This is a genomic window from Agrobacterium sp. 16-172Ci, assembly GCF_053522725.1.
Genome location: NZ_JBNWBW010000011.1, coordinates 108608 through 130155 on the forward strand (window position 1 = coordinate 108608; position 21548 = coordinate 130155).

The following is a 21548-nucleotide window of genomic DNA, read 5'->3' on the forward strand; positions in this document are numbered from 1 at the left end:
GTTCCGGAGTGTGAAGAGGTGGCAATCCGCCTGCAAAGCGCCCGAATTAAGGCGCGGTTTCCAGTGCCGACAGGGCCTCCAGCGCCTCTTCCACCCGCTGGCGTTCGGCGCTGGTGAGCGGCAGGATCGGCCGGGGCGGTTCGCTTACCGTTAGCGACAGGATGTTGGCAGCGGCATAAACCACGCGGATGCTGCCGAATTCCTTGAACAGCGCCCAGAGCGGCTGGAAGGCCGCATCGATCCGTTTGACCTCTTCCGCATTGCCCGCCTGAGCCGCCCGCATCAACCGCAGGGCCGGAACCGGCAGCAGGCCGGCGACGACGCTATACCATGTGTCGCCGCCGGCAAGCGTGGCGTCAGCGCAGCCCCAGTCGCCGCTGTAACCGACGGCGAAATCTTGCCCCAGCTTGGGCCTCAGCCGCGCAAGTTCACCGGCATAATCGGAATCGGCCGGCAGCGGCATCTTGATGGCGCGGATATTGGGGATATAGGCAAGCCGCACCAGAAGCTCGTCGCTGAAGGCAAAGCGGGTCGTGGTGGGATTATTGTAGATGGCGAGCGGCAGCGCCGTCGCACCCGCCACGGCGGCGAAATGGTGATAGGCCTCTTCCTGCGTCAGCGGCGTATAGGAGACGGGTGCGAGCAGCAGCGCATCCGCGCCGGCCGCTTCCGCATCCCTGGCGAGCGCCACGGCGTCATCGGTGCGCAATGCGCCGACGCCGGCCATGAGTGTGCGCTTGCCCTTGAGGATGGCGGCGGCGGCCTCGATGGCCCGACGCCGCTCCGCCCGCGACAAATACATATAGATGCCGGTGCTGCCGAGAATGCCGATGGAATCCACCTCGGCCGCATCAAGCCGCTCGATGAGGGCGGAAAAGGCCTGCGTGTCGACCTGCCCGGCCTCGTCGGCCGGCGTGATCGGAAAAGCCGAAAGTCCCTTGAATCGTGTCGCCATGCCCATCTCCCTCGCTTTGATCGGCAAGCAGGGTTACAGAGCCGGTGGCGGAGCGGCAAGAAAAGCGGAGGCTAAACGCCGGTCTGAAATCGAAAAATTCCGCTCTCAGTCATAAAGATACAACTTCTTCCACTGCTCTTCGGGAATTTTATCGCCCACACGGTAGTCGAAGGACTGGATGCTGAGGCTGTCGCTCTTGAGCTGGCACTTGTATTTGAGCTTGTACCATTCGCCCGCGCTCCTGAAGACTGCGCCCGGCGCCTTGATGGAGTTCTTGCCGACTTCCGGATCACCGAAGGTATAGGCGATGACCTTGTCCGGCCGCATGCCCTTCTGCTCGGTCGCTATCCTTTCCATCGCCTCGATATCGCAGCGCTGTTCCAGCCGCTCTTCGGGGGCAAGCGCGTTCAACTGCCGCATGACGCTGGCATCGATCGCGAAGGCGGGGGTGAAGGTCTGCAAGCCAAGGAAAAAGGCAGAAAGGGCAGCGGGAAGAAGCTTTCGCATGGGATCCTGTCAGTTTTTTCGTTTGTTCTTGTGGTGGGCGGCAGGCCGGGCGGCCTGCATCCATCATCGCTGATTTGCCGGATATTGCCAAAATGTGATCGAAAGCTGACGAAATTGTGCCCAAGCCGCATTCCGCCTGTGGAGATTTGAAACTTGATCGGCTGGAAGAGGAATATCAGTTGCGATTCTTTTGAAGTGACCGTCCTAAAAATCTTGCCATCTCCCCAAATTTAGAGAATAAATTGAGAAACAAATTCATTTTTTAAATAACTAAATTCCAATATTAATTTAAATTTCGGTACATTATGAAAAATACAATTATCAATTTCACGATTCTTGCCTTTTTTCTTTCCGGCTGCACTCAGACAGATAAAGAAAACGCCAAATCTCGGCTTTTAAGGACCTTTGCCAATGTCACTCTCGGTGCGGACATCGCCACGCAGGTGTGGGCAGCAGATGCTGAATACAAAGCACTCAATCTGAACAAGGCCTATATAAAGGCGACCGCGACAACCTACCCCATTTCCCACCGACCGGCCGACAAGGCATTCGGAAAACTGGGCGATTATGTTGTGGAATTGAAGAACATTGAGCAAAATCCAGATATTGGCGACATAAATCAGGCTGGATTGACCAAGCAAGTCAATATGTACCTGAATGCCAAGCGGTTTTGCCAGGGTCTACACGTTTTTGTAAAGCTATTTGATGAACCTGTTTCGCTCTACGACCCTGTAACAAAGCGGGCCGGTATATTGATAAAATGCGTGCCTTCCGGGCAGGTCAAGCCGGAGCATTGGCTGATGCCCATCGAGGTCCGAAGTTCGGAATATGGACCTAGGGTGGGCATTGGTTACATTGCGAGAGAGAAAGACTAACACGGCCATTCGTGATGAGCAGAACCCAGGACACCGCAAGTATCAATCCGAGGGTGAGGCGGGGCGCAAAAAAATGTTAGGGTCGCCGCCGACGAATCTTTCCTAGCGCCGTTCATCATACGAAAGCGAGTTTCCCTTGCCGATTTTCAAGAACCTGCCCGCCGCCCCGACCGCCGAAAAAAGGCCCGTTCAGGACACGCATCACGGCATTACCCGCACCGACGATTATGCATGGTTCCGGGCCGATAACTGGCAGGCCATGTTCAAGGACCCTACCCTGCTCGACCCATCGATCCGCGCCCATCTGGAAGCGGAAAACGCCTATATGGAAGCGGCCATGGGTGACACCAGGGCGCTTCAGGAAAAGCTGTTCGAGGAAATGAAGGGCCGCATCAAGCAGGATGATTCCTCCGTGCCGGTCAATGACGGGCCTTATGCTTACGGGACATTGTTCGTGACCGGCGGCGAACAGCCGCATTATTTCCGCACCCCGCGCGGCGGCGGCGAAAAACACGTGCTGCTGAACGGCGACAAGGAGGCCGAGGGCAAGGATTATTTCCGTCTTGCCGGCCTCGACCAGTCCTCCGATCACAGCCACGGCATCTGGGGTTACGACGACAAGGGCTCGGAATATTTCACCCTGCGCATCCGCAACCTCGAAACCGGCGAAGACCTTGCAGATGTCGTGGAAAACACCGGCGGCGGCGGCGCATGGGCGCCCGATGGCAAGAGCTTCTTCTATACGCTGCAGGACGAGAACCACCGTCCCTCCAAGGTCTTCCACCATATCATCGGCGAGCCGCAATCGGCCGACCGGCTGGTCTATGAGGAAAAGGATCCCGGTTTCTTCATGGGCGTCGGCGCGTCGGTTCTCGACGATTTCATCTTCATCGACATTCACGACCATGAGACCAGCGAATATCGCATTCTCTCCACCAAAGACCTGACCGCCGAGCCTGCTATCGTGGCGGAGCGCGAAGAGGGCATCGAATATTCGATGTGCGAAGGCGGCGATGTCTTCTTCATCCTCACCAATGACGGCGACGCCAAGGATTTCCGCATCGTGGAAGCGCCGGTGACATCGCCCGGCAAGGAAAACTGGAAAGAGGTGGTCCCGCATGAGCCGGGCCGCCTCATTCTCTCCGTCGATGCCTATGCCCGCCACCTGATCTGGCTGGAACGCCGCGACGGCCTGCCGCGCATCGTCATCCGCGACCGCCGCACCGGCGAGGAACATTCCATCGCCTTTGCCGAAGAGGCCTATTCGCTCGGCCTGCATGGCGCGGCGGAATATGACACGGATATGATCCGCTTCTCCTATTCCTCGATGACGACGCCGAGCCAGCTGTTCGATTACGACATGGTGACGCGCGAGCGCACACTGCTGAAGACGCAGGAAGTACCCTCCGGCCACAATCCGGATGATTACATCACCCGTCGCATCATGGCCCCTGCGCATGATGGCGAGCTGGTGCCGGTCTCCCTGCTCTATCGCAAGGATGTGGCGCTCGACGGTTCCGCCCCCTGCCTGCTTTATGGTTATGGCGCTTACGGCATCACCATTCCGGCCTCTTTCTCCACCACCACGCTGTCGCTTGCCGACCGTGGTTTCATCTATGCCATCGCCCATATTCGCGGCGGCAAGGACAAGGGTTTCGAATGGTACGAAACCGGCAAGATGGAAGCCAAGCAGAACACCTTCAAGGATTTCATCGCCGCTGCCGATCATCTGGTTCAGGAAGGTTTCACCTCCTATGAGGGCATCATCGCCGAAGGCGGCTCGGCCGGGGGTATGCTGATGGGAGCCGTTGCCAATATGGCGCCGGAGAAATTCGCCGGCATCATCGCCGCCGTTCCCTTCGTGGACGTGCTGACCACCATGCTCGATGACACTTTGCCGCTCACCCCGCCTGAATGGCCGGAATGGGGCAATCCGCTGGAATCGGCAGAGGAATATGGCTGGATCGCCGCCTACAGCCCCTATGACAATGTCGGTGCGAAGCCTTACCCGCCGATTCTCGCGCTTTCCGGCCTCACCGATCCGCGCGTGACCTATTGGGAGCCGACCAAATGGGTGGCGAAGCTGCGTGAGAAGACGACGGGGGAAGCACCCATCCTGCTGAAAACCAACATGGCGGCCGGCCATGGCGGCAAATCGGGCCGTTTCCAGCGGCTGGAGGAAATTGCCTTCGAATATGCCTTTGCGCTGAAGGTGGCCGGCAAGGACGCGGCGTGACACGCTAATGGCGGAACGGGCGGCGAAAAGCCGCCGCCCGTTCCGAAAACAGTATAAAAATACCCTTCGAAAACCCGTTTTCGAATATTTTTTCCACAAAATCACGCCGGTATTTTTTCTTTAAATACCACTTTACGACATAACGGATTTTTATTTCAGAATACTGAAATTCAAAATATACCTCTTTAAACTAAAAATATATTTTCAGTATTACGTCAGATGTGAAAATGTTCCGGGAATCGAACGCATGGCTGCGATGCGCCATTTCGCGTTGCAATATCACTTTTTGGCCGTATTATGCCGGTCGTTGACATATTCATGCGCCTTTTCGCCGCGTTTCCTGCGGCAATGCCGCAGCGTGTTCTGCGGATATTCTTCTTGCCGTCTTTATTCGGCTTTTCCACGCGCCATGTCAGTTCGCCCTTGGCAATCCGGGCTTTGCAGTGCTCCCGCTTTGCCAATTGAAAACACTGCATCAGACTTGGGGGTCTTACACATGAAGAAACTCCTCGCCTCGACCATTCTCGTAACGGGCTTTATCATCGCTGCCGGTGCAGCAAATTCCGCCAATGCCGCCGAAGAGTGCGGCAGCATCACCATCGCCGAAATGAACTGGGCATCCGCCGGTGTCGCGGCTTACGTCGACAAGTTCATCATGGAAAACGGCTATGACTGCACGGTCAATGTCGTCAGCGGCGATACCATGCCGACCTTCGCCTCCATGAACGAAAAAGGCCAGCCGGACATGGCGCCCGAATTGTGGGTGAACGCCGTGCGCGAGCCGCTCGACGCCGCCGTCAAGGACGGCCGCATGATCGAGGCATCGAAAATTCTTTCCGAAGGCGGTATCGAAGGCTGGTGGATCCCGAAATTCATCGCCGACGCGCACCCCGACATCAAGACCGTCGAGGATGCGCTGAAACATCCCGAACTTTTCCCCGCCCCGGAGGACGCCAGCAAGGGCGCCGTGCATAATTGCCCCTCCGGCTGGAACTGCCAGGTGACCACCGCCAATCTCTACAAGGCGCGCGAGGGCGACAAGAAGGGCTTTACGCTGGTCGACACCGGCTCTGCGGCCGGCCTCGACGGCTCCATCGCCAATGCCTTTGAAAAGAAGCAGGGCTGGCTCGGCTATTACTGGTCGCCCACCGCCATTCTCGGCAAATACGAGATGGTGAAGCTGGATGACGGCGTTGAGCTCGACCGCGCCCATTTCGACGACTGCACGGCGAAGGTCGATTGCGCAGCGCCGAAGGTCAATGCCTATCCGGTTGCCGATGTCTATACCGTCATCACCAAGGATTTCGAAAGCAAGGCCGGCGTGACGCTGGACTACATCAAGGCCCGCAACTGGGACAACAAGACGGTCGCCGAAATCCTCGCCTGGATGGATGAGAACCAGGGCACCAACGAGGATGGCGCGGAATATTTCCTCGAGAACCACGAGGACATCTGGACGAAGTGGGTTCCGGCCGAGGTGGCGGAGAAGATCAAGGCTTCGATGTGATTGCTGGCGGGGTTGGCGCAAGCCGCTTACCCCCTCTGCCCTGCCGGGCATCTCCCCCTCAAGGGGGGAGATCGGCTGGGCACGCTTTCACCGCTTCATCCTCAACCATCGAGATAGGCGAGACCTTGCCGCAGATCGATCTCCCCCCTTGAGGGGGAGATGTCCGGCAGGACAGAGGGGGGTGCCCGCGCACTCCAACCTCCACCACCCATCCCCCAAAACCCAAAGGGAAAACAACAATAATGGCCCTCTGCACTTACCTGCCGGACATGCTCTGCAAGTTCCCGGCCATCGACAATTCCACGATGCGTGTGGCACGCAAGACCATCGATGATGGTTTTCGCGACATCGTGCGCAACTACGGCGATGCGATTGACGTCGTCGTGCATCCGCTGCAGCTCTTCCTCAATTCCTCGGAGCGGCTGTTCATCCAGACACCGTGGATCATCACGCTCCTCATCATTCTCGCCATCGTGCATCTGGCCGGCCGCAGCTTCAGGATTACCGGCGGCACGGCGCTCGCCCTGCTGATGATCGGCGCCGTCGGCCTCTGGCGAGACGCCATGACGACGCTGTCCATCGTCGCCATCGCCACCCTGATCGCCATCGTCATCGGCCTGCCGCTCGGCATCCTGATGGGACGTTCCGAACGCCTGCAACGCCTCATCAATCCCGTGCTCGACGTGATGCAGACCCTGCCGAGCTTCGTTTATCTCATCCCCGTGGTGGTGATTTTCGGCATCGGCAAGGTTCCGGGCCTGATCGCAGTGGTGATCTATGCCATTCCGCCCGTCATCCGCCTCACCAGTCTCGGCATCCGCCTGGTGGACCGGGAGGTGCTGGAAGCGGCCGATGCCTTCGGCTCCTCCAACGGCCAGAAGCTGTTCAACGTGCAGCTGCCGCTGGCGCTGCCCACCATCATGACCGGCATCAACCAGACCATCATGATGGCGCTCGCCATGGTCGTCGTCGCCTCCATGGTCGGTGTCGGCGGGCTCGGCAAGAACGTGCTGCAGGCCATCAACAACCAGTTCTTCACGGTGGGCTTCCTGAACGGTTTCGCTCTGGTCGCCATCGCCATCATGTTCGACCGGGCGAGCCAGGCTTTCGGCAAGCGCCTGCAGAAATACCGCGAGGTCTCCCATGGCTAAAAGCATCGAAATCAGGAATCTTTACAAGATCTTCGGCAAGCATCCCGAGAAATATCTCGAAGCGGTGCGATCCGGCATGGACAAGGCCGAGCTGAACGACAGGCACAACCATGTGCTCGGTCTCAACAACATCAACATCACCATGCCGGGCGGCAAGATCACCGTCGTCATGGGGCTGTCAGGCTCCGGCAAGTCGACGCTGATCCGCCACATCAACCGGCTGATCGACCCGACCGCCGGCGAAGTGCTTTACGATGGCGAGGACATTTGCGGCATGAGCACCTCGGCGCTCAGGCAATTCCGCCGCCACAAGACGGCGATGGTGTTCCAGAAATTCGGCCTTCTGCCGCATCGCACCGTGCTGGAAAACAGCGTCTACGGCCTCGACATCCAGGGCGTGCCGCGCAGTAAGAGCGAGGAAAAGGGCCGCTACTGGCTGGAACGCGTCGGCCTTGCCGGTTACGAGGATTATTATCCGAACCAGCTTTCCGGCGGCATGCAGCAGCGCGTCGGCCTTGCCCGTGCGCTTGCCAATGACGCCGATATCCTTCTGATGGACGAGGCCTATTCGGCGCTCGACCCGCTGATCCGCGTCGACATGCAGACCATGCTGCTCGATCTGCAGCAGGAGCTGAAGAAGACCGTGGTGTTCATCACCCACGATCTGGACGAGGCTTTGCGGCTGGGTGACCATATCGCCATCCTGAAAGACGGCGAAGTGGTGCAACAGGGCGACGGCCAGAGCATCATCCTCTCCCCGGCCGATGGTTACGTCACCGACTTCGTGCGCGACGTCAATCGCGGCCGCGTGCTGCAGGCGACCACGGTGATGGAGCCGCTGGAAAGCCGCCCCGAGGGCATGCCCGTGCCGGAAAATGCGACGCTGGAAACAATCGCCCGCGACATGTCGGAAGCCAACGAGACCACCGCCCATGTGGTGGACGAGGACGGCAAACCGGTCGGCAGCATCGGCCTCGATACGCTGGTGGCTGCGATGGTGACGCCCGCGCCGCAGGATGTTGAGGCGGAGGCGGAAACGGCGGAGAAGCCGGAGAAGCTCCTGGAAGCGGCTATGCCTGTGGAGAAGGAAACGGCGTAATCCGGCGCCGGACGGATTGGCCGCGTCCGCGAGATTTCCTCTTTCCGTCATACCGGCCTTGAGCCGGTATCCAGCCAGCCCAAGTCCTTGGGCTGAAAGGACTCTCTCGCCGCGCAGACGTGCGGCGGCTGGATGCCAGATCAAGGCGGAATGAGGGGAATGAGGTGTTCACGGCGCCAGAAATTTAACCCGGACTGCAATGCCGCGAGGGATAAAGCTGGCAATCGCCTCCTGCCCCGCCCCCTTTATGCAAAAACGAAGCACTACTTCGCCTGCTGTCAACCCTCGGCAGTCGCTGCAGCGCAGCAAGCGCAAGTTTCGGACAAGTCGCCGCCGTTAACCATTCGTTAACTTTTGAACGCGGAATCACCGACATGCAGATCGAAAGCAATATTGGCGGATATAACTATCAGGGTCGCATCCGCGACATCGAAAAAGCTGGCAGCGCTCAAAGCGCGCCGGAGGAGCAGGCGGTAAAACGCGGCCCGGGCAATCCCACCGTTTCCAGCACCATTCTTTCCCAGTCGCTGGCCAATGTTCTGTGGGCCGTCGGCAATGGCAGTGCGCCCGCTTATCAGGATACGACCGCGGCTTCCCCCGAGGACAAGGCGGAAGCCGAGGTGGAATGGGTGCGCAGCGCCTATTCGGAATATACCGAATAGGCGATTCCAATCAGGCCCTTGCCGGGCTGACTTCCACCGTCACATGCGAGAGTTCATGTATGGCGGCAAGTTTTTGCTTATAAAAAGCCGGCGCTTTCGGCGCCTGTGAATGGATCGCCACGATGGCGGCGTGATGCCCCGGCCCTACCTGCCAGACATGCAGGTCGGTGATGCGATCCTCTTCCGTCTCCACGCTTTCACGGATTTCCTGCGGCAGATCCTCCGCCGGCGGCAGCGCATCAAGCAGCGTCGTCGCCGTGGAGCGGATCAGGCCCCATGACCAGCGGGCAATGACCAGACCGCCAACGATACCCATCAACGGATCAAGGAACGACCAGCCGTTCCACTTGCCGAGCAGCAGCGCGACGATGGCGAGAACCGAAGTCAGCGCATCCGCCAGCACATGCAGATAGGCCGCGCGCAGATTGTTGTCCCGCCCGCCCTTTGCGCCGTGGTCCGCATGGTGACCGGCATGGGAGCCGTGATCGTGATGGGCGTGGCTGCCATGGCCATGATGGGCATGCGAGCCGTGACCATGTCCATGTCCATGTCCATGATCGTGGTGATGGTCATCCTTCAAAAGCACGGCGCTGAGGAGATTGACGGCAAGGCCGATGATGGCGACGAGGATCGCCTGGTTGAAATCGATTTCAACGGGATTGACGAGGCGCATCGCGCTTTCGACGGCAATCAGCAGTGCCACCACCGCCAGTACGATGGCGCTGGCAAAACCCGCCAGATCGCCGAACTTGCCGGTGCCGAAGGTGAAGCGCGGATTGCGCGCCTCGCGGCGGGCATAAAGATAGGCGAGCGCCGAAATCAGCATCGCGCCGGCATGGGTGGACATGTGCCAGCCATCCGCCGTCAGCGCCATGGAGCCATACCAGTGGCCGGCGACGATTTCCGCCACCATCATCGCCGCGGTCAGCGCAATGACCATCCAGACGCGCCTTTCATTGCGCTCATGGTTCTGGCCAAGGAAAACATGGTCGTGACCGGCTGCTGCACGGTGTTCGGATGTCGTCGTCATGTCGCTAATCCTGTTCGCTTTTACCGTATGTAGGTCTTCAGCACCTGGGCGAGCTCTTCCGCCGCCCGCGCCCGCTCGTCTTCGTTTTCGGCATGCACCACATGCTCATGCAGATGCTCCTGCATCACCTCTCCGGTCAGGCCGGAAAGCGCGCCGCGCACCGAAGCGAGCAATTGCAGCACCTCGCCGCAGGGCTTGGCATCATCCAGTGCGCGCTCGACCGCCTCCATCTGCCCTTTCAGACGGCGGATGCGGGCCAGAAGCTTCTCCTTGTTGCGGATCGTATGGGACATGGGCACCTCATATACTATAGGGGGGTATAGTATATTGCCGCTATTTTTTGCGCAAGGCGTGCATGACGCAATCTTCGGGAATGTTTCGGACCTTAAAAATGCCCCATCAGAACTAGGGGACTCACAGTCATGACGACTATCGCAGCAACCAGCAGCATCAATTTCGCCTCTCCCGTCCGCGGCATCGCGCCTGCGCATAACCGGGAGAGCCAGTCTACCACCGAGGCTTTGCAGGAGCTGACGCGGGCGGCCCATCGCGCCATTTCGGTGGCAGGCAATGTCGCCACCACCGTCGCCCCGCTGGCCGGCGCCTCCGCGAGCCTCGCTGCTGCTCTCTGGAACATGGACAGCGGCGTTTCCGCCGCCACTGGCGCCAATGCTGAGGTGGCCGCTTCCGCCCAGCCGGATATGGCAAGCCTCGAATCGCAGATTCTGAAGGCACTGGCCCAGGCGCTTGGCGTCAACGACGTCGCTTAAGGCCATTGAACCGGGGACGGAAAAGCCATATCTCTAGAGACTGGAGATATGGAGAAAGCCATGCTGTCCATCGGTGAACTGTCGAAACGTACCGGCGTCAAGGTGCCGACGATCCGCTATTACGAGCAGATGGGCCTCATCCGCGAGGCGGATCGTTCGGATGGCAACCAGCGCCGCTACGAAAAGACCGACCTCGAAAGGCTGGCATTCATCCGCCATGCGCGCGATCTCGGGCTGAACATCGACGCCATCCGCGAACTGATCGCGCTTAGCCAGCACCGGCAGATGCCCTGCGAAGGCGCGGACCGCATCGCCGCCGAACACCTCGCCCATGTGCGCGAAAAGATCGCCAGCCTGAAGAAGCTGGAGCACGAGCTGGAGCGCATCGTCTCCCATTGCCACGGCCATTCCATAGAGGATTGCTACGTCATCCGCGCGCTTTCCAATCACGGCATGTGTGAGGGTGAACATTGATCGGAAAACCGGGCTTGACAGATTGCGGATTCGGGCGCATTGCATGTCCCATGATCAACGAACGCGCACCCATCTCCTGCTCGTACTTTTGGGCCTACCTCTAAGGGCGGCTCGACAGATCATATTGTCAACAAGCCGCCGTCAGGCGGCTTTGTTGTTTCTCAAGCGTCCTGACGGCACCGATAAGACCAAAGGACCGAAAAAATGACCGAAGATAGCTCCCTTACACTGGAAAGACCGCCCGTCGTCATCATTCGTGGTGCACGCAAGACGGATTTGCCCGAGCTCAACGAGATGATTACGCTGCTTGCCTCCTACCACGGCGATGCGGCGGCGATCACGCCGGCGAAACTGGAACGCGACCTCTTCGGCCCGCTGCCCTGGGTGCATGGCCTCGTGGCCGAAGCCGATGGCGCGCTGATCGGTTACGCCCTGCTTCTGCCGCTCTACAGGGCGCAGGAAGGCCGGCGCGGGCTTGAGCTGCATCATCTCTTCGTGCGTGACGGGCATCGCGGCCATGGCACCGGCCAGCATCTGGTTTCCCGCGCCCGCGATATCGCCAAGCGTCTCGGTTGCGACTATCTTTCCGTCAGCGCCACGACCGGTAATGTGGCGGCGCATCGTTTCTACGAAAACATGGATTTCGCGCCCCGCCCGGTCACCGGCATGCGCTACATGCAGTCCATCGCCTGATTAAAACCACGGAGACGACCATGACACGGATCGCCATTGCGCTGGCGCAGTATTTTGCGGACTGGGAACCGGCGCTGCTTGCTGCCGCAGCGCGCAGTTATCTGGGCGTCGAGATCGTCTATGCCACCCCTGACGGCAGGCCGGTGACATCCATGGGTGGGCTGAATGTGACGCCTGACACATCCTATGACGCGCTTGATCCTGTTGACATCGATGCGCTTGTCATTCCCGGCGGCTTGAGCTGGGAAAAGGGAACGGCTGTCGATCTTGGCGGGCTGGTGCACCGGTTTCGCGACAGAAACCGGCTGGTTGCCGGCATCTGCGCGGCGGCGAGCGCGCTCGGTAGCACGGGCGTCCTGAACGACGTCGCCCATACCGGCAATTCGCTGGCGTCCCACAAGGCTTATGCCGTCTATAGCGGCGAGTCGCTCTACCGCGACCAGCCGAAAGCGGTCAGCGATGGCGGCATCATCACGGCCGCCGGCAGCGCGCCGGTCAGTTTCGCTGTGGAAATCCTGAAACACCTCGGCCTCTTTGGTCCGGAAGCCGAGGCGGAACTTCAGGTTTTTGCGGCGGAGCATCGCTGAGGCATAGCCGCCTCGGTTGTTTGCGCTCCCTCTACTCCCGTCATTCCCGCCTTGAGCCGGAATCCAGCCGACGCGCGTCTGCGCGGTGAAAAGAGTCCTTTCAGCCCAATGACTTGGGCTGGCTGGATCCCGGCTCAAGGCCGGGATGACGGACGTGAAAACGGCAATGATTATCGCCGATCAAGTACGCGACAAACACGCGCCGCATGATCGCCGTTCTCCCCGGCAATCGCACGGCGAATATCGCGGCTGTTCAGATGCAGGCTGCGGCCGGAGGGTGAATTCGAGCGTTTTATCTTGCTGAGCGCCGCAGCGATAAAAGCGGCCTCGTGCTCATGAAAACAGGCGATAGCCGCCTCGCGATCCGGGGTCGCCCCAAGAACCGCCTTGAAGGCAAGGCGGTGCACGGCGCAGAAAGCGCCGTGACCGGGGACGGCAAAACGCAGCGCATCGAGTTCCTCACTCCATTCCGCTGCGTCCTGCATAGTCTCAAGCCGACTGGAAGCGCTTCAGGAAAAACGCGCTCAACGTTCCGAGCAAAGCCCAGAAAACGAAGCTAGTCACGGTGGCGGCGACGATGAACTGACGCTCCAGCGGCAGCGGCGCCAGCGCATGTTCGCCTTCCGGCGGCAAGGGTGCGCCGACCACATGCGGTGCGACGATCAGCACCAGCGCCAATACGATGGCCCAGGGTTCGCGGCGGAACGCGATCAGCGCGATGCCGCCCGCGGTTGCGGCAACCGTCGCAAGCCACCAGATTTGCCGCGCCTCAAGTGCGGCGGCCGGGCTGCCCGGCAGTTCCGGCGGCAGGCCGATCATCGGCGCCAGCATGACGGCGGCAAAACCGGCAACGCCCCAGAGAAGGCCTTCGCGCCAGCCGCCATTCGTGCCACGCAGCGAAATCAGGCCGGTCAGCACCAGCGCATAACCGATGGCAGTCAGCACATTGGCGGCGACGGTGTAGGCGGTGCGCTCGAAGCCATCGGCCGGAGCCCAGGCCTCGTCATTGTGCTCATGGGCGGGAACGGCAGCACCGGGGGCCGGCGCATCATGGCTGTGGGCCGCTTCGCCGGCGCTTTCATAGGTTTCCGCCTGAAGGATGAGCGGCGTCGTGCCGAAAGCCTGCATGGCCGAAACGGCGAAACCGCCGAGGATGCCGACGAGAACGGCGGTAAAGACGATATTGCGAAAAGACGACATGCCGTTCCCCTCAATGGCAGGGGAAGGCATTGGCATGACGCGTGTCATGCGCGGCGTTGTGAACGGCTTCCACATGGGAAAAGCCGACAAAACCGACAACGAACAGGCCAAGCACGATCGCCGTCAGCGATTGCGCGAAGCTGGTTGTTTTTGCGGAAACGGCGGCGTTGGCCGTATTCTGGTTGATGGACATGGTGACCCCTCTCCGGCGCGACCCCGCGCCTTTGGACGCGGCCGGACGGCAAAAGGCCATCGAGCCGCTACGATACACTTCACCACGGGGATACGAGACTGACACAGGGAAGCGTCGATCCCGCCACCCTGAAATTCCGCTCTTCCGGACACCCCGCCGGCATGGATATTTCCGCGATGGCAGGTCTCCTGGCTTACGGGTCAAAACCTGAAACACCTTCCCGGCATCACCCTCTCTGGAAACCCTTGGGTTCCCGGCGAGATGGCTTGCCAGTGGCATTTCGTTTCAGGCTCTCCGCTCACAGTTGCGGGGGCAGCCACGAATGAGGATTTCTCCCTATCGTGTTCCCTTTTCACCTTCCGGAACGCCCGGAAGGAACCATCACAGGATTGTTATCCGATGGGCGGGGTCGGGAGTCAATGGTGGGCCTGATTTCGAACTGCACGCCGTCGCCTCCACCTCCGTCACCCCGGACTAGATCCGGGGTCCAGCGCGATCAAGTCCTTGATCGCGAGAGACTCTTCTCACGGCGCAGACGCGCCGTGGCTGGATGCCGGATCTGGTCCGGCATGACGGCTGAGGGTTACCGCGACGGTATGGCCTTCAGATAGGCGGCAATTGCATCGCGGTCTTCAGGCGTCAGATGCGCCATGTTCTGCTGCACTTTGACCATGGAGCCGCCGACGCTGTCGAATTCCGGGGTGAAGCCGTTTTCCAGATAGCTGGCAATATCGGCCTCGGCCCAGCTGCCGATGCTTTGCGAGCCGGGGGTAATGTCGGGAATGCGGCCCTCGCCTTCCGGGTTGGGACCGCCCGCCAGCCATTTGTCTTTCACGAAACCGCCAAGCGCGTTGCGCGGTGTGTGGCATTCGCCGCAATGGCCCGGCCCTTCCACCAGATATTGGCCGCGCAGCAATTCAGCATTGGCATTGGCAAGCTCCACGCGGGGCCGCGCTGCGGGGTCGAAATAAAGGAATTTCCAGCCGCCCAGCGCCATGCGCAGATTGAAGGGGAACGGCAATTCGTGATCCGGCGCATCGTTCTGGCTGGCCGGCAGGGCCTTCAGATAACCGAAGAGATCGTTGATGTCCTTCTGCGTCATGCGGGCATAGGAGGCATAGGGAAAGGACGGGTAGAGATGTTCGCCGTTCCTGCCCACACCGCGCGTCATCGCATCGCCGAATTCCGCCAGCGTCCAGCCGCCGATGCCATGCTGCGGATCGGAGGAAATATTGGGGACATGGAAGGTGCCGAAGGGGCTTTTCAGCGCCTGCCCGCCCGAAAGCGTCAATAGCGCCTCGCCTTTCGCATCGGGCGCGGCATGGCAGCTTGCGCAGCCGCCCGCCCAGAACAGCGTTTCGCCATTGGCCAGATCCGGTTCGCCCAGGCTGACCCAGTGGCTGGGCGCCTGCCGCTGAGGCGCGGTGACCCAGGCGAATATGCCGTAGCCCGCAATGGCCGCGACGACGGCCCCGCCCACGAGTTTCGTCCAGATGGAGGACATGCCCCTCTCCCCATTCTCACCTGACCCGGTCAGATGTCTTTCGTGCCTGAGAAAACGCCGCCGGTAAGCGGCGTTTCCAAAGTGCTGCGATTATTTCTTCAGACGATAGGTCTGGTGGCAGGTGCCGCAATCGGCGCCCAGCGTCTTCATGGCGGTGGCGACGCCCGCCTGATCGGTGGGGAGATTGGCGAGAACCATGTCCGCATCCGTGCCGAGCTTGGCGGCCTTGGCCTTGAAGTCGTCGAAATTTTCCCAGATGGCGGGGGCAGCGGCACTGCCGGTCTCGGTGCCGGCGGGGAACTGGTCCGGGAAAGCCTTGGCGTTGGTGCTGATGGTGGTCACGGCAGTCTTGACGGTATCGGCGTCGAAGGGCTTTTCGCCCTTGGAGATGGCGGCGAGCGAACCCATCGCCCCACCGATCTGCTTCATCATGCCTTCACGTTTTTCGACTTCGCCGGCAGCGTAGACCGCTCCGGCGCAAAGACAGCCGAACAGCATGGCCGCGGTAATGGTTTTCAGTTTCATGCAACTCTCCTTGATTCCGGCCGGGACACCGGGCGCTAGATGGAACGGCGCGAGGATGCCCTTTCCGGATGGCGAAAAGAAGTCACATTGCGGTGAATTCCATCGTGAAAACAGAAGCCTAAGACAGGGCCTCCCACAGTGTCAGCAGCGCTGCGGCAATCAGCATGAAACCGGCGGCGCGGCCGATGAAGATCGTGGCGGCGGGCGAAGAAACCAGCCATGCCCGGCTTTTATCCGCCGTCAGCGCCAGCGCGCCGTAAACCGTGAACTGCGTGACCGCCACCATCGCGCCCATCACCAGCCCCTGCATCCAGATCGGGCCATAGGCCGGTTTGAGGAATTGCGGATAAATCGCCATCATGAACAGATAGGCCTTCGGGTTGGAAAGGCAGGTCAGCACCGCCCGCCAGAAGGCTTTTCTGACCGAAGCGCTCGCCTGCGCCTCATCGCCGTTCACGACAATCGCGCTGCGCATCAGGCCGATGCCGATCCAGATCATATAGACGGCGCCGAAAACCAGGAGCGGCAGGAACAGCGACGGCATCCAGGCGGCCAACATGCCGACGCCCAGGGCGCCGTAAAGCGAATGCACGATGCCGCCGGCGCTCATGCCGCTTGCAGCGGAAAGGCCGGTTCTCTTGCCGCCCGTCAGTGCGCTTGCCAGCACGAACAGCATGTCCATGCCCGGCAGGATGATGATGCCGAACAGGACCAGAAAGAAAAGCCAGAGATTTTCGGCGTAACTCATGTCAGTATCTCCCAAAACGGTTCACGACACATTCGGGAAATCCCATGTTTCTCAATGTGTTTCTCCGTTTATAGGAGAAGCCAACTGACAGCGTTGTGTCAGTTGCGTGGGAAAATCCACCGGGAAAACGGCAATGCGCAAGGCGTCGAGACTGTTCGAGATCATCCAGATTCTGCGGGTGGCGCGCAGGCCTGTCACCGCGCAGACGATTGCCGAGGCGCTGGAAGTGACGGTGCGCTCTGTCTATCGCGACATAGCAGCGCTTCAGACCATGCGCGTGCCCATCGAAGGGGAACGCGGCGTCGGTTATATCCTGCGTCCCGGCTTCAACCTGCCGCCGCTGATGTTTTCCATCGAAGAGACGGAGGCGATCGTGCTGGCGCTCGCCATGGTGGCCCGCACCGGCGATAGCGAGTTGCGGCAGGCGGCAAGGCAGGTCAGCGACAAGATTGCCGCCTCCCTGCCCGAACCACTGTCGAAAACCCTCTCCGCCAATGCCCTGCATGCCTGGGGCAGCATCGCGCCCTCCCCCGCCGGCGTCGATCTTGCGACGGTCCGGCGGGCGGTGCGCGACGAGGAGAAGCTGGAGATCACCTATCGCGATGAAGCCGGCGCGCAAACGCAGCGGCGGGTTCGGCCGATTGCGGTGATCTATTATTCGGAGACGGTGAATATCGTCGCCTGGTGCGAATTGCGGCAGGCGATTCGCAATTTCCGTTCGGACCGGGTGCTGAGCTGCGAAACGACCGGCAGCTTCTTCAAGCTGGAAGGCGAAAAGCTGCGGCAATTGTGGATGAGCGGCTGGCAGAGCAACCAGCCGCCAATCCCCTATTCACAGCCGTAAAAGGCGATCCTCCTCGCGCCCAAAACCGCGAATGACGATCCGGTCGGCAAAGACATCGGCAATCGCGAAGGTGTTCTGGTCGGGCGTATCGACCATGCCCTTGAAGTTCACGAAGTGGGTATTGCCCAGCACACCGTAATTGCCCTCGTGATTATGGCCATTGAACCACGCGACGACCGAGGGGTGGGAGCCGAGAAGCTCAAGGATGCGAGGCGCGTCCCACATATTGTGGGCGTTTTCGGGATAGACAGGATAGTGGCAGAGAACGATCACTTTTTCGCCTGCCGCATCCGCCCTTTGCAGAACGGCCCGCAGCCATTCGAACTGCTCGTCGCTGAGCGAGGCGTTCCAGTCCTGCGCATTGATTGCGCCGGCATCCGCAAGGTGCTTCAACCGATCTGCGGCAAGCGCCCGACGCGGATCGCCGGGCGGCGGCGCGAAAAGGCTGACCTCATTGCCGTCAAGCACGACGAAGCGGATGTCGCCGATGGAAAAATCATGCCAGGGGGCGGACATGCCGAGGCGGGCGTGGATAGTCGGCAAATGCTCGGCGGCGACGGCGAAATCGTGATTGCCCGGCAGCAGCACCGAGCGGTGGCGAAGCCCGTCGTAAACGGCAAGGATCGCATTGAAGTTTTCGAAGCCGCGATCGATGATATCGCCGAGCGTCACGACGAAGGCGAGGTCCTCGCGGTTGAAGGCGTCGACCGCGTCTGCGAGCTTTTTCGGGCTCTCGGCATAATAACGACCCATCTCGGGGCGCGGAGCGGCATCGGCATATTGGGGATCGGCGACAATGCCGAAGGAGAAGAGAGGCGTGGTTTTTTCAGTCATGATGCGCCGCGATAAACCCGGCGGATGACAGGCTTGTGACAATAAAATCCGACAGGCCGCACCGCCCTATCACAAATGCAAAACACCCGGCTTGAAGCCGGGCGTCTCAAGTGTGTGGCTATTTCCACTGTCGTCATGCTCGGGCCTGTCCCGAGCATCTGTCACGTCGCGTTTTGAGAGACGGAGCAGATCCTCGGCACAAGGCCGAGGATGACGTCGCGCGGGAGGAGGCTGCTTCGATGAGCAACCACGCATTCCGCGCAAGCCTTACTTGGCGGCGGCTTCGTAACGCTCCAGGACGTAGTCCCAGTTGATGAGGTTATCGACGAAGGCTTCGAGGTACTTCGGACGCAGGTTGCGGTAGTCGATGTAGTAGGAGTGTTCCCAGACATCGACGCCGAGGATGGGATCGGCACCATGAACCAGCGGGTTTTCGCCGTTCGGGGTCTTGGAGATTTCAAGCTTGCCGTTCTTGACGGAGAGCCATGCCCAGCCGGAGCCGAACTGCGTGGTGCCGGCAGCGATGAAATCGGCCTTGAACTTGTCGTAACCGCCGAGATCGGAGGCGAATGCCTGCTCGAGCTTGCCAGGCAGCTTGTTGCCGCCGCCGCCCTTCTTCATCCACTTCCAGAAATGGACGTGGTTGTAATGCTGGGCAGCATTGTTGAAGAGACCGGCATTGGTGCCAAAGGACTTCTTCACGACTTCTTCGAGCGACAGGTCGGAAAGACCTGCTTCGGCCGCCAGCTTGTTGCCGTTGTCGACATATGCCTTGTGGTGCTTGTCGTGATGGAACTCGAGCGTCTCGCGCGACATGTAGGGTGCAAGCGCGTCGTAGTCGTAGGGGAGTTCGGGAAGTTCGAAGGCCATGGTTTTTACTCCTTTTTGCAGCGGGTTACCGCTCCTAGAAACCGTGTGAGCGGACCATAGGAGCGAACCTCTGTTTGGGCAACCTGCGAAATATCAAAATGTTCCGACAAAAGAGAAAATTCCTCCCCGCGCGGCCGCCACCACATTTGTTTCACACCTTTGGCGTACCGTTTTCCACCCTATCGGTTCGCTTTTGCCGAGATTGCAGGAAGGAAATTCCATGACCCGTCCGATCCCCCGCACCATCCTCCTCCTTGCGGCCTTCTCGTCGCTTACTCTCCCCGCCGCCGCATCGTCGGATGACGCCTGGAAGGAGTTCGTGGCGGATGTGCAGACGGCCTGCCTTGCCGGCGCCAAGGACATGATCGAGGACGCGAAGGCCGTGGTCGATCCGGTCGGCAGCGAGAATTACGGCCTCGCAATTCTTACCGGCAAGGCCAAACTCGCCGGGAAGAGTGGGGGCGCGGATGCGACCGTCAGCCATATCTGCGTCTATGACAAGAAGACCAAGGCCGTGGAGCTGGGCAGCGAGCTTTCCGGCGATACGCTGAAGGTGGAAATCCCCGGCTCCACCAAGCCCTGATCGTTCAAAAGCGCGGCGTGGTGTCGCCTTCGCCCAGCGCACGCTGCATCAGCACCGTATCCAGCCATTGGCCATGTTTCCAGCCGATGGATTTGAAGGTGCCGACATGTTCGAAACCGGCGGCGCGGTGCACGCCGATCGAGGCGGCATTGGCCGAATCGCCGATGACGGCGATCATCTGCCGGAAGCCGCCTGCCGTCGCCGCCTCGATCAACGCATCGAGCAGCTTGCGGCCGATGCCCATGCCCTTCATGGCCGGATCGATATAAACGGAATTCTCCACCGCCGCGCCATAGGCCGGGCGCGGGCGATAGGCGCCGGCATAGGCATATCCGGCTATCTTTCCATCGCATTCGGCGACGAGATAGGGGTAATTGCCCTCCACCAGAAGGCGGCGGCGCTCGAGCATCGTCTCCGCGCTCGGCGGATCGATCTCGAAGCTCGCGCGGCCGTGCAGAACGGCGTCCCGGTAGATTTCGGCAATGGCTGGAATATCCGCCTCTTCGCAAGGGCGGATCGTAAGGCTGGAAACGGTGGAAAGGGTCATTCTCTTGTCCTGCGGATCATTCACGCCGTCATTGTGCATTGCGGCGCAGCCAAAATAAAGATTATCTGTCTTATACAAATGATAAGGTTTTCTTTGATGATGGACCTCGATCTGCGGCAGCTGCGCAGCTTTATGGATGTGGCCGATCTTGGCAGTTTTTCCGCCGCGGCCGACAAGGCGGGGCTGACGCAGCCGGCCATCAGCCTGCATATAAGGCTGCTTGAAAAACAGCTCGGCGTGCGGCTGATCGAAAGGGTCGGCAGGCGCGCGCAGCCGACGGCGGCGGGGCGCGACTTTCTCATCCATGCAAGGCGGATTGCGGAAGAAGTGGCGCATGCCATCGATACCGTTGCGCCGCATCGCAGCGGGGTGACGGGACGCCTGCGCATCGGCACCGGCGCCACCGCCTGTATCTATCTGCTGCCGCCGGTGCTGGGCAAAATCCGGCAGGCCATGCCCGGCATCGAGATCGTCGTGCAGACCGGCAATACCCACGATATCCTGCGGCTTCTGGAGGCCAATACCATCGATGCGGCGGTGGTGGCCCTGCCTGCCAGCGGCCGCAGCCTCGATATCAGCGATATCCATCTCGACGAGGTGGTCGCGGTTTTCCCGCAAGGCTCCGTCTCTGACACAACGGCGCTCAACGCCGAGACGCTTTCGGCGCGGCCGCTGCTGCTTTACGAAGGCGGCAATACGCGCCGGCTGGTGGATCAATGGTTTTCGGCGAGCGGCCGTACCGTGCAGCCCGCCATGGAACTGGGCAGCGTCGAGGCGATCAAGAAGCTCGCAGGTGCGGGCCTTGGCCTTGCCATCGTGCCGCGCATGGCGATGGAGCATGAAGGGGCGGCATCCGGGCTCGAATGGCGCTCGCTCGAACCGCCGCTTGAACGGCGGATCGCGCTGGCGATGCGACGCGACAAACATATGACCGCGCCGCTGCGGGCACTTGCCGCTGCGCTGCCGGATGTGCGGAAAGGATGAGGCCCGCGCTGGCTGCGAGGGCAGGCCTCGACTTGTTGACGAAAAGGTCCCGTACTCTCTCCTCCGTCATGCCGGACTTGTGTGGACGTATTGTGGTTTACTTGATGCATAGGCCGGGATGCGCATCCCGGCCTATGCAGGCAGGCGGCCGTATTTCCGGACTGGTTTAC

26 protein-coding genes and 1 riboswitch are annotated in these 21548 nt (G+C 60.4%); of the genes, 13 read left to right on the forward strand and 13 right to left on the reverse strand.

What is annotated here, in order from left to right:
• Positions 1-46: 46 nt before the first annotated feature.
• Positions 47-955, reverse strand: coding sequence for a dihydrodipicolinate synthase family protein (locus ACQZ40_RS12625; RefSeq protein WP_448748059.1), 909 nt, complete (start codon positions 953-955; stop codon positions 47-49).
• Between the two features lie 105 nt (positions 956-1060).
• A complete protein-coding gene (locus tag ACQZ40_RS12630; protein ID WP_059753914.1) occupies positions 1061-1462 on the reverse strand; it encodes a DUF930 domain-containing protein in 402 nt (133 codons plus the stop codon).
• 305 nt (positions 1463-1767) lie between these two features.
• Between ACQZ40_RS12630 and ACQZ40_RS12635 the strand changes: the two genes are divergently transcribed.
• From ACQZ40_RS12635 to ACQZ40_RS12660, 6 genes are all read left to right on the forward strand, one after another.
• The gene (locus ACQZ40_RS12635) at positions 1768-2337 is read left to right on the forward strand and encodes a hypothetical protein (protein WP_065654230.1); all 570 of its coding nucleotides are present in this window, start codon (positions 1768-1770) and stop codon (positions 2335-2337) included.
• Between the two features lie 136 nt (positions 2338-2473).
• Positions 2474-4573 (forward strand): S9 family peptidase, encoded by a 2100-nt coding sequence (locus tag ACQZ40_RS12640; RefSeq protein WP_448748060.1) that lies wholly within the window; start codon positions 2474-2476, stop codon positions 4571-4573.
• 496 nt (positions 4574-5069) lie between these two features.
• Positions 5070-6080, forward strand: a complete 1011-nt coding sequence (locus ACQZ40_RS12645) for an ABC transporter substrate-binding protein (RefSeq protein WP_433824250.1) — start codon at positions 5070-5072, stop codon at positions 6078-6080.
• A gap of 242 nt (positions 6081-6322) precedes the next feature.
• Positions 6323-7231 carry an ABC transporter permease gene (locus ACQZ40_RS12650; RefSeq protein WP_065654234.1) on the forward strand — a complete coding sequence of 303 codons (909 nt, stop codon included), beginning with the start codon at positions 6323-6325 and terminating at the stop codon, positions 7229-7231.
• Positions 7224-8330, forward strand: coding sequence for a quaternary amine ABC transporter ATP-binding protein (locus ACQZ40_RS12655; RefSeq protein WP_338810143.1), 1107 nt, complete (start codon positions 7224-7226; stop codon positions 8328-8330). Before ACQZ40_RS12650 ends, ACQZ40_RS12655 begins: the two co-directional genes overlap by 8 nt.
• 374 nt (positions 8331-8704) lie before the next feature.
• Positions 8705-8992 carry a hypothetical protein gene (locus tag ACQZ40_RS12660; RefSeq protein WP_065654236.1) on the forward strand — a complete coding sequence of 96 codons (288 nt, stop codon included), beginning with the start codon at positions 8705-8707 and terminating at the stop codon, positions 8990-8992.
• 10 nt (positions 8993-9002) lie between these two features.
• Here the strand turns inward: ACQZ40_RS12660 and dmeF are convergent, their stop codons facing one another.
• Both dmeF and dmeR read right to left on the reverse strand, forming a co-directional pair.
• Complete coding sequence (dmeF, locus tag ACQZ40_RS12665; RefSeq protein ID WP_448748061.1) at positions 9003-10022, reverse strand: CDF family Co(II)/Ni(II) efflux transporter DmeF; 1020 nt, start codon at positions 10020-10022, stop codon at positions 9003-9005.
• A gap of 20 nt (positions 10023-10042) precedes the next feature.
• The gene (gene dmeR, locus ACQZ40_RS12670) at positions 10043-10315 is read right to left on the reverse strand and encodes a Ni(II)/Co(II)-sensing transcriptional repressor DmeR (protein ID WP_003509296.1); all 273 of its coding nucleotides are present in this window, start codon (positions 10313-10315) and stop codon (positions 10043-10045) included.
• A 129-nt stretch (positions 10316-10444) separates the two neighbouring features.
• Here dmeR and ACQZ40_RS12675 point away from each other — a divergent pair, with 129 nt between their 5' ends.
• The 4 genes from ACQZ40_RS12675 (at position 10445) to ACQZ40_RS12690 (ending at position 12546) form a co-directional block, all read left to right on the forward strand.
• Positions 10445-10792: a hypothetical protein gene (locus ACQZ40_RS12675; RefSeq protein ID WP_448748062.1), complete on the forward strand. Its 348-nt coding sequence runs from the start codon at positions 10445-10447 to the stop codon at positions 10790-10792.
• A gap of 60 nt (positions 10793-10852) precedes the next feature.
• On the forward strand, positions 10853-11266 hold the full coding sequence (locus ACQZ40_RS12680; protein WP_003522268.1) for a MerR family transcriptional regulator: 414 nt from the start codon (positions 10853-10855) through the stop codon (positions 11264-11266).
• Between the two features lie 204 nt (positions 11267-11470).
• Positions 11471-11959 (forward strand): GNAT family N-acetyltransferase, encoded by a 489-nt coding sequence (locus ACQZ40_RS12685; protein WP_003509304.1) that lies wholly within the window; start codon positions 11471-11473, stop codon positions 11957-11959.
• 20 nt (positions 11960-11979) lie between these two features.
• Positions 11980-12546 carry a type 1 glutamine amidotransferase family protein gene (locus tag ACQZ40_RS12690; protein WP_448748063.1) on the forward strand — a complete coding sequence of 189 codons (567 nt, stop codon included), beginning with the start codon at positions 11980-11982 and terminating at the stop codon, positions 12544-12546.
• A gap of 170 nt (positions 12547-12716) precedes the next feature.
• Here ACQZ40_RS12690 and ACQZ40_RS12695 read toward each other — a convergent pair whose 3' ends face one another.
• The 6 genes from ACQZ40_RS12695 to ACQZ40_RS12720 form a co-directional block, all read right to left on the reverse strand.
• Positions 12717-13031 carry a hypothetical protein gene (locus ACQZ40_RS12695; RefSeq protein ID WP_078051088.1) on the reverse strand — a complete coding sequence of 105 codons (315 nt, stop codon included), beginning with the start codon at positions 13029-13031 and terminating at the stop codon, positions 12717-12719.
• Between the two features lie 4 nt (positions 13032-13035).
• Positions 13036-13746 (reverse strand): CbtA family protein, encoded by a 711-nt coding sequence (locus ACQZ40_RS12700; protein WP_448748064.1) that lies wholly within the window; start codon positions 13744-13746, stop codon positions 13036-13038.
• Positions 13747-13756: 10 nt separating this feature from the next.
• Complete coding sequence (locus ACQZ40_RS12705; protein WP_003522264.1) at positions 13757-13939, reverse strand: CbtB domain-containing protein; 183 nt, start codon at positions 13937-13939, stop codon at positions 13757-13759.
• Between the two features lie 161 nt (positions 13940-14100).
• Positions 14101-14337, reverse strand: a riboswitch (cobalamin riboswitch).
• A gap of 185 nt (positions 14338-14522) precedes the next feature.
• Complete coding sequence (locus ACQZ40_RS12710) at positions 14523-15443, reverse strand: c-type cytochrome (protein ID WP_078051090.1); 921 nt, start codon at positions 15441-15443, stop codon at positions 14523-14525.
• A gap of 90 nt (positions 15444-15533) precedes the next feature.
• Positions 15534-15968: a c-type cytochrome gene (locus tag ACQZ40_RS12715; RefSeq protein WP_059753946.1), complete on the reverse strand. Its 435-nt coding sequence runs from the start codon at positions 15966-15968 to the stop codon at positions 15534-15536.
• Positions 15969-16086: 118 nt separating this feature from the next.
• Positions 16087-16716, reverse strand: a complete 630-nt coding sequence (locus ACQZ40_RS12720) for a LysE family translocator (protein WP_065654242.1) — start codon at positions 16714-16716, stop codon at positions 16087-16089.
• 133 nt (positions 16717-16849) lie between these two features.
• Between ACQZ40_RS12720 and ACQZ40_RS12725 the strand changes: the two genes are divergently transcribed.
• Positions 16850-17560, forward strand: coding sequence for a helix-turn-helix transcriptional regulator (locus tag ACQZ40_RS12725; RefSeq protein ID WP_065654243.1), 711 nt, complete (start codon positions 16850-16852; stop codon positions 17558-17560).
• Here ACQZ40_RS12725 and ACQZ40_RS12730 read toward each other — a convergent pair.
• Together ACQZ40_RS12730 and ACQZ40_RS12735 are read right to left on the reverse strand one after the other, a co-directional pair.
• Positions 17549-18394, reverse strand: a complete 846-nt coding sequence (locus ACQZ40_RS12730; RefSeq protein WP_448748065.1) for a metallophosphoesterase — start codon at positions 18392-18394, stop codon at positions 17549-17551. The two genes, ACQZ40_RS12725 and ACQZ40_RS12730, sit on opposite strands and share 12 nt — an antisense overlap.
• A 267-nt stretch (positions 18395-18661) precedes the next feature.
• Complete coding sequence (locus ACQZ40_RS12735) at positions 18662-19264, reverse strand: superoxide dismutase (protein WP_003522258.1); 603 nt, start codon at positions 19262-19264, stop codon at positions 18662-18664.
• 220 nt (positions 19265-19484) lie between these two features.
• Here ACQZ40_RS12735 and ACQZ40_RS12740 point away from each other — a divergent pair, with 220 nt between their 5' ends.
• Complete coding sequence (locus ACQZ40_RS12740; protein WP_078051094.1) at positions 19485-19847, forward strand: hypothetical protein; 363 nt, start codon at positions 19485-19487, stop codon at positions 19845-19847.
• Positions 19848-19851: 4 nt separating this feature from the next.
• Here ACQZ40_RS12740 and ACQZ40_RS12745 read toward each other — a convergent pair whose 3' ends face one another.
• Positions 19852-20394, reverse strand: coding sequence for a GNAT family N-acetyltransferase (locus tag ACQZ40_RS12745; RefSeq protein WP_035239208.1), 543 nt, complete (start codon positions 20392-20394; stop codon positions 19852-19854).
• Between the two features lie 96 nt (positions 20395-20490).
• Here ACQZ40_RS12745 and ACQZ40_RS12750 point away from each other — a divergent pair, with 96 nt between their 5' ends.
• Positions 20491-21378 carry a LysR family transcriptional regulator gene (locus ACQZ40_RS12750; protein WP_448748066.1) on the forward strand — a complete coding sequence of 296 codons (888 nt, stop codon included), beginning with the start codon at positions 20491-20493 and terminating at the stop codon, positions 21376-21378.
• Positions 21379-21548 lie beyond the last annotated feature (170 nt).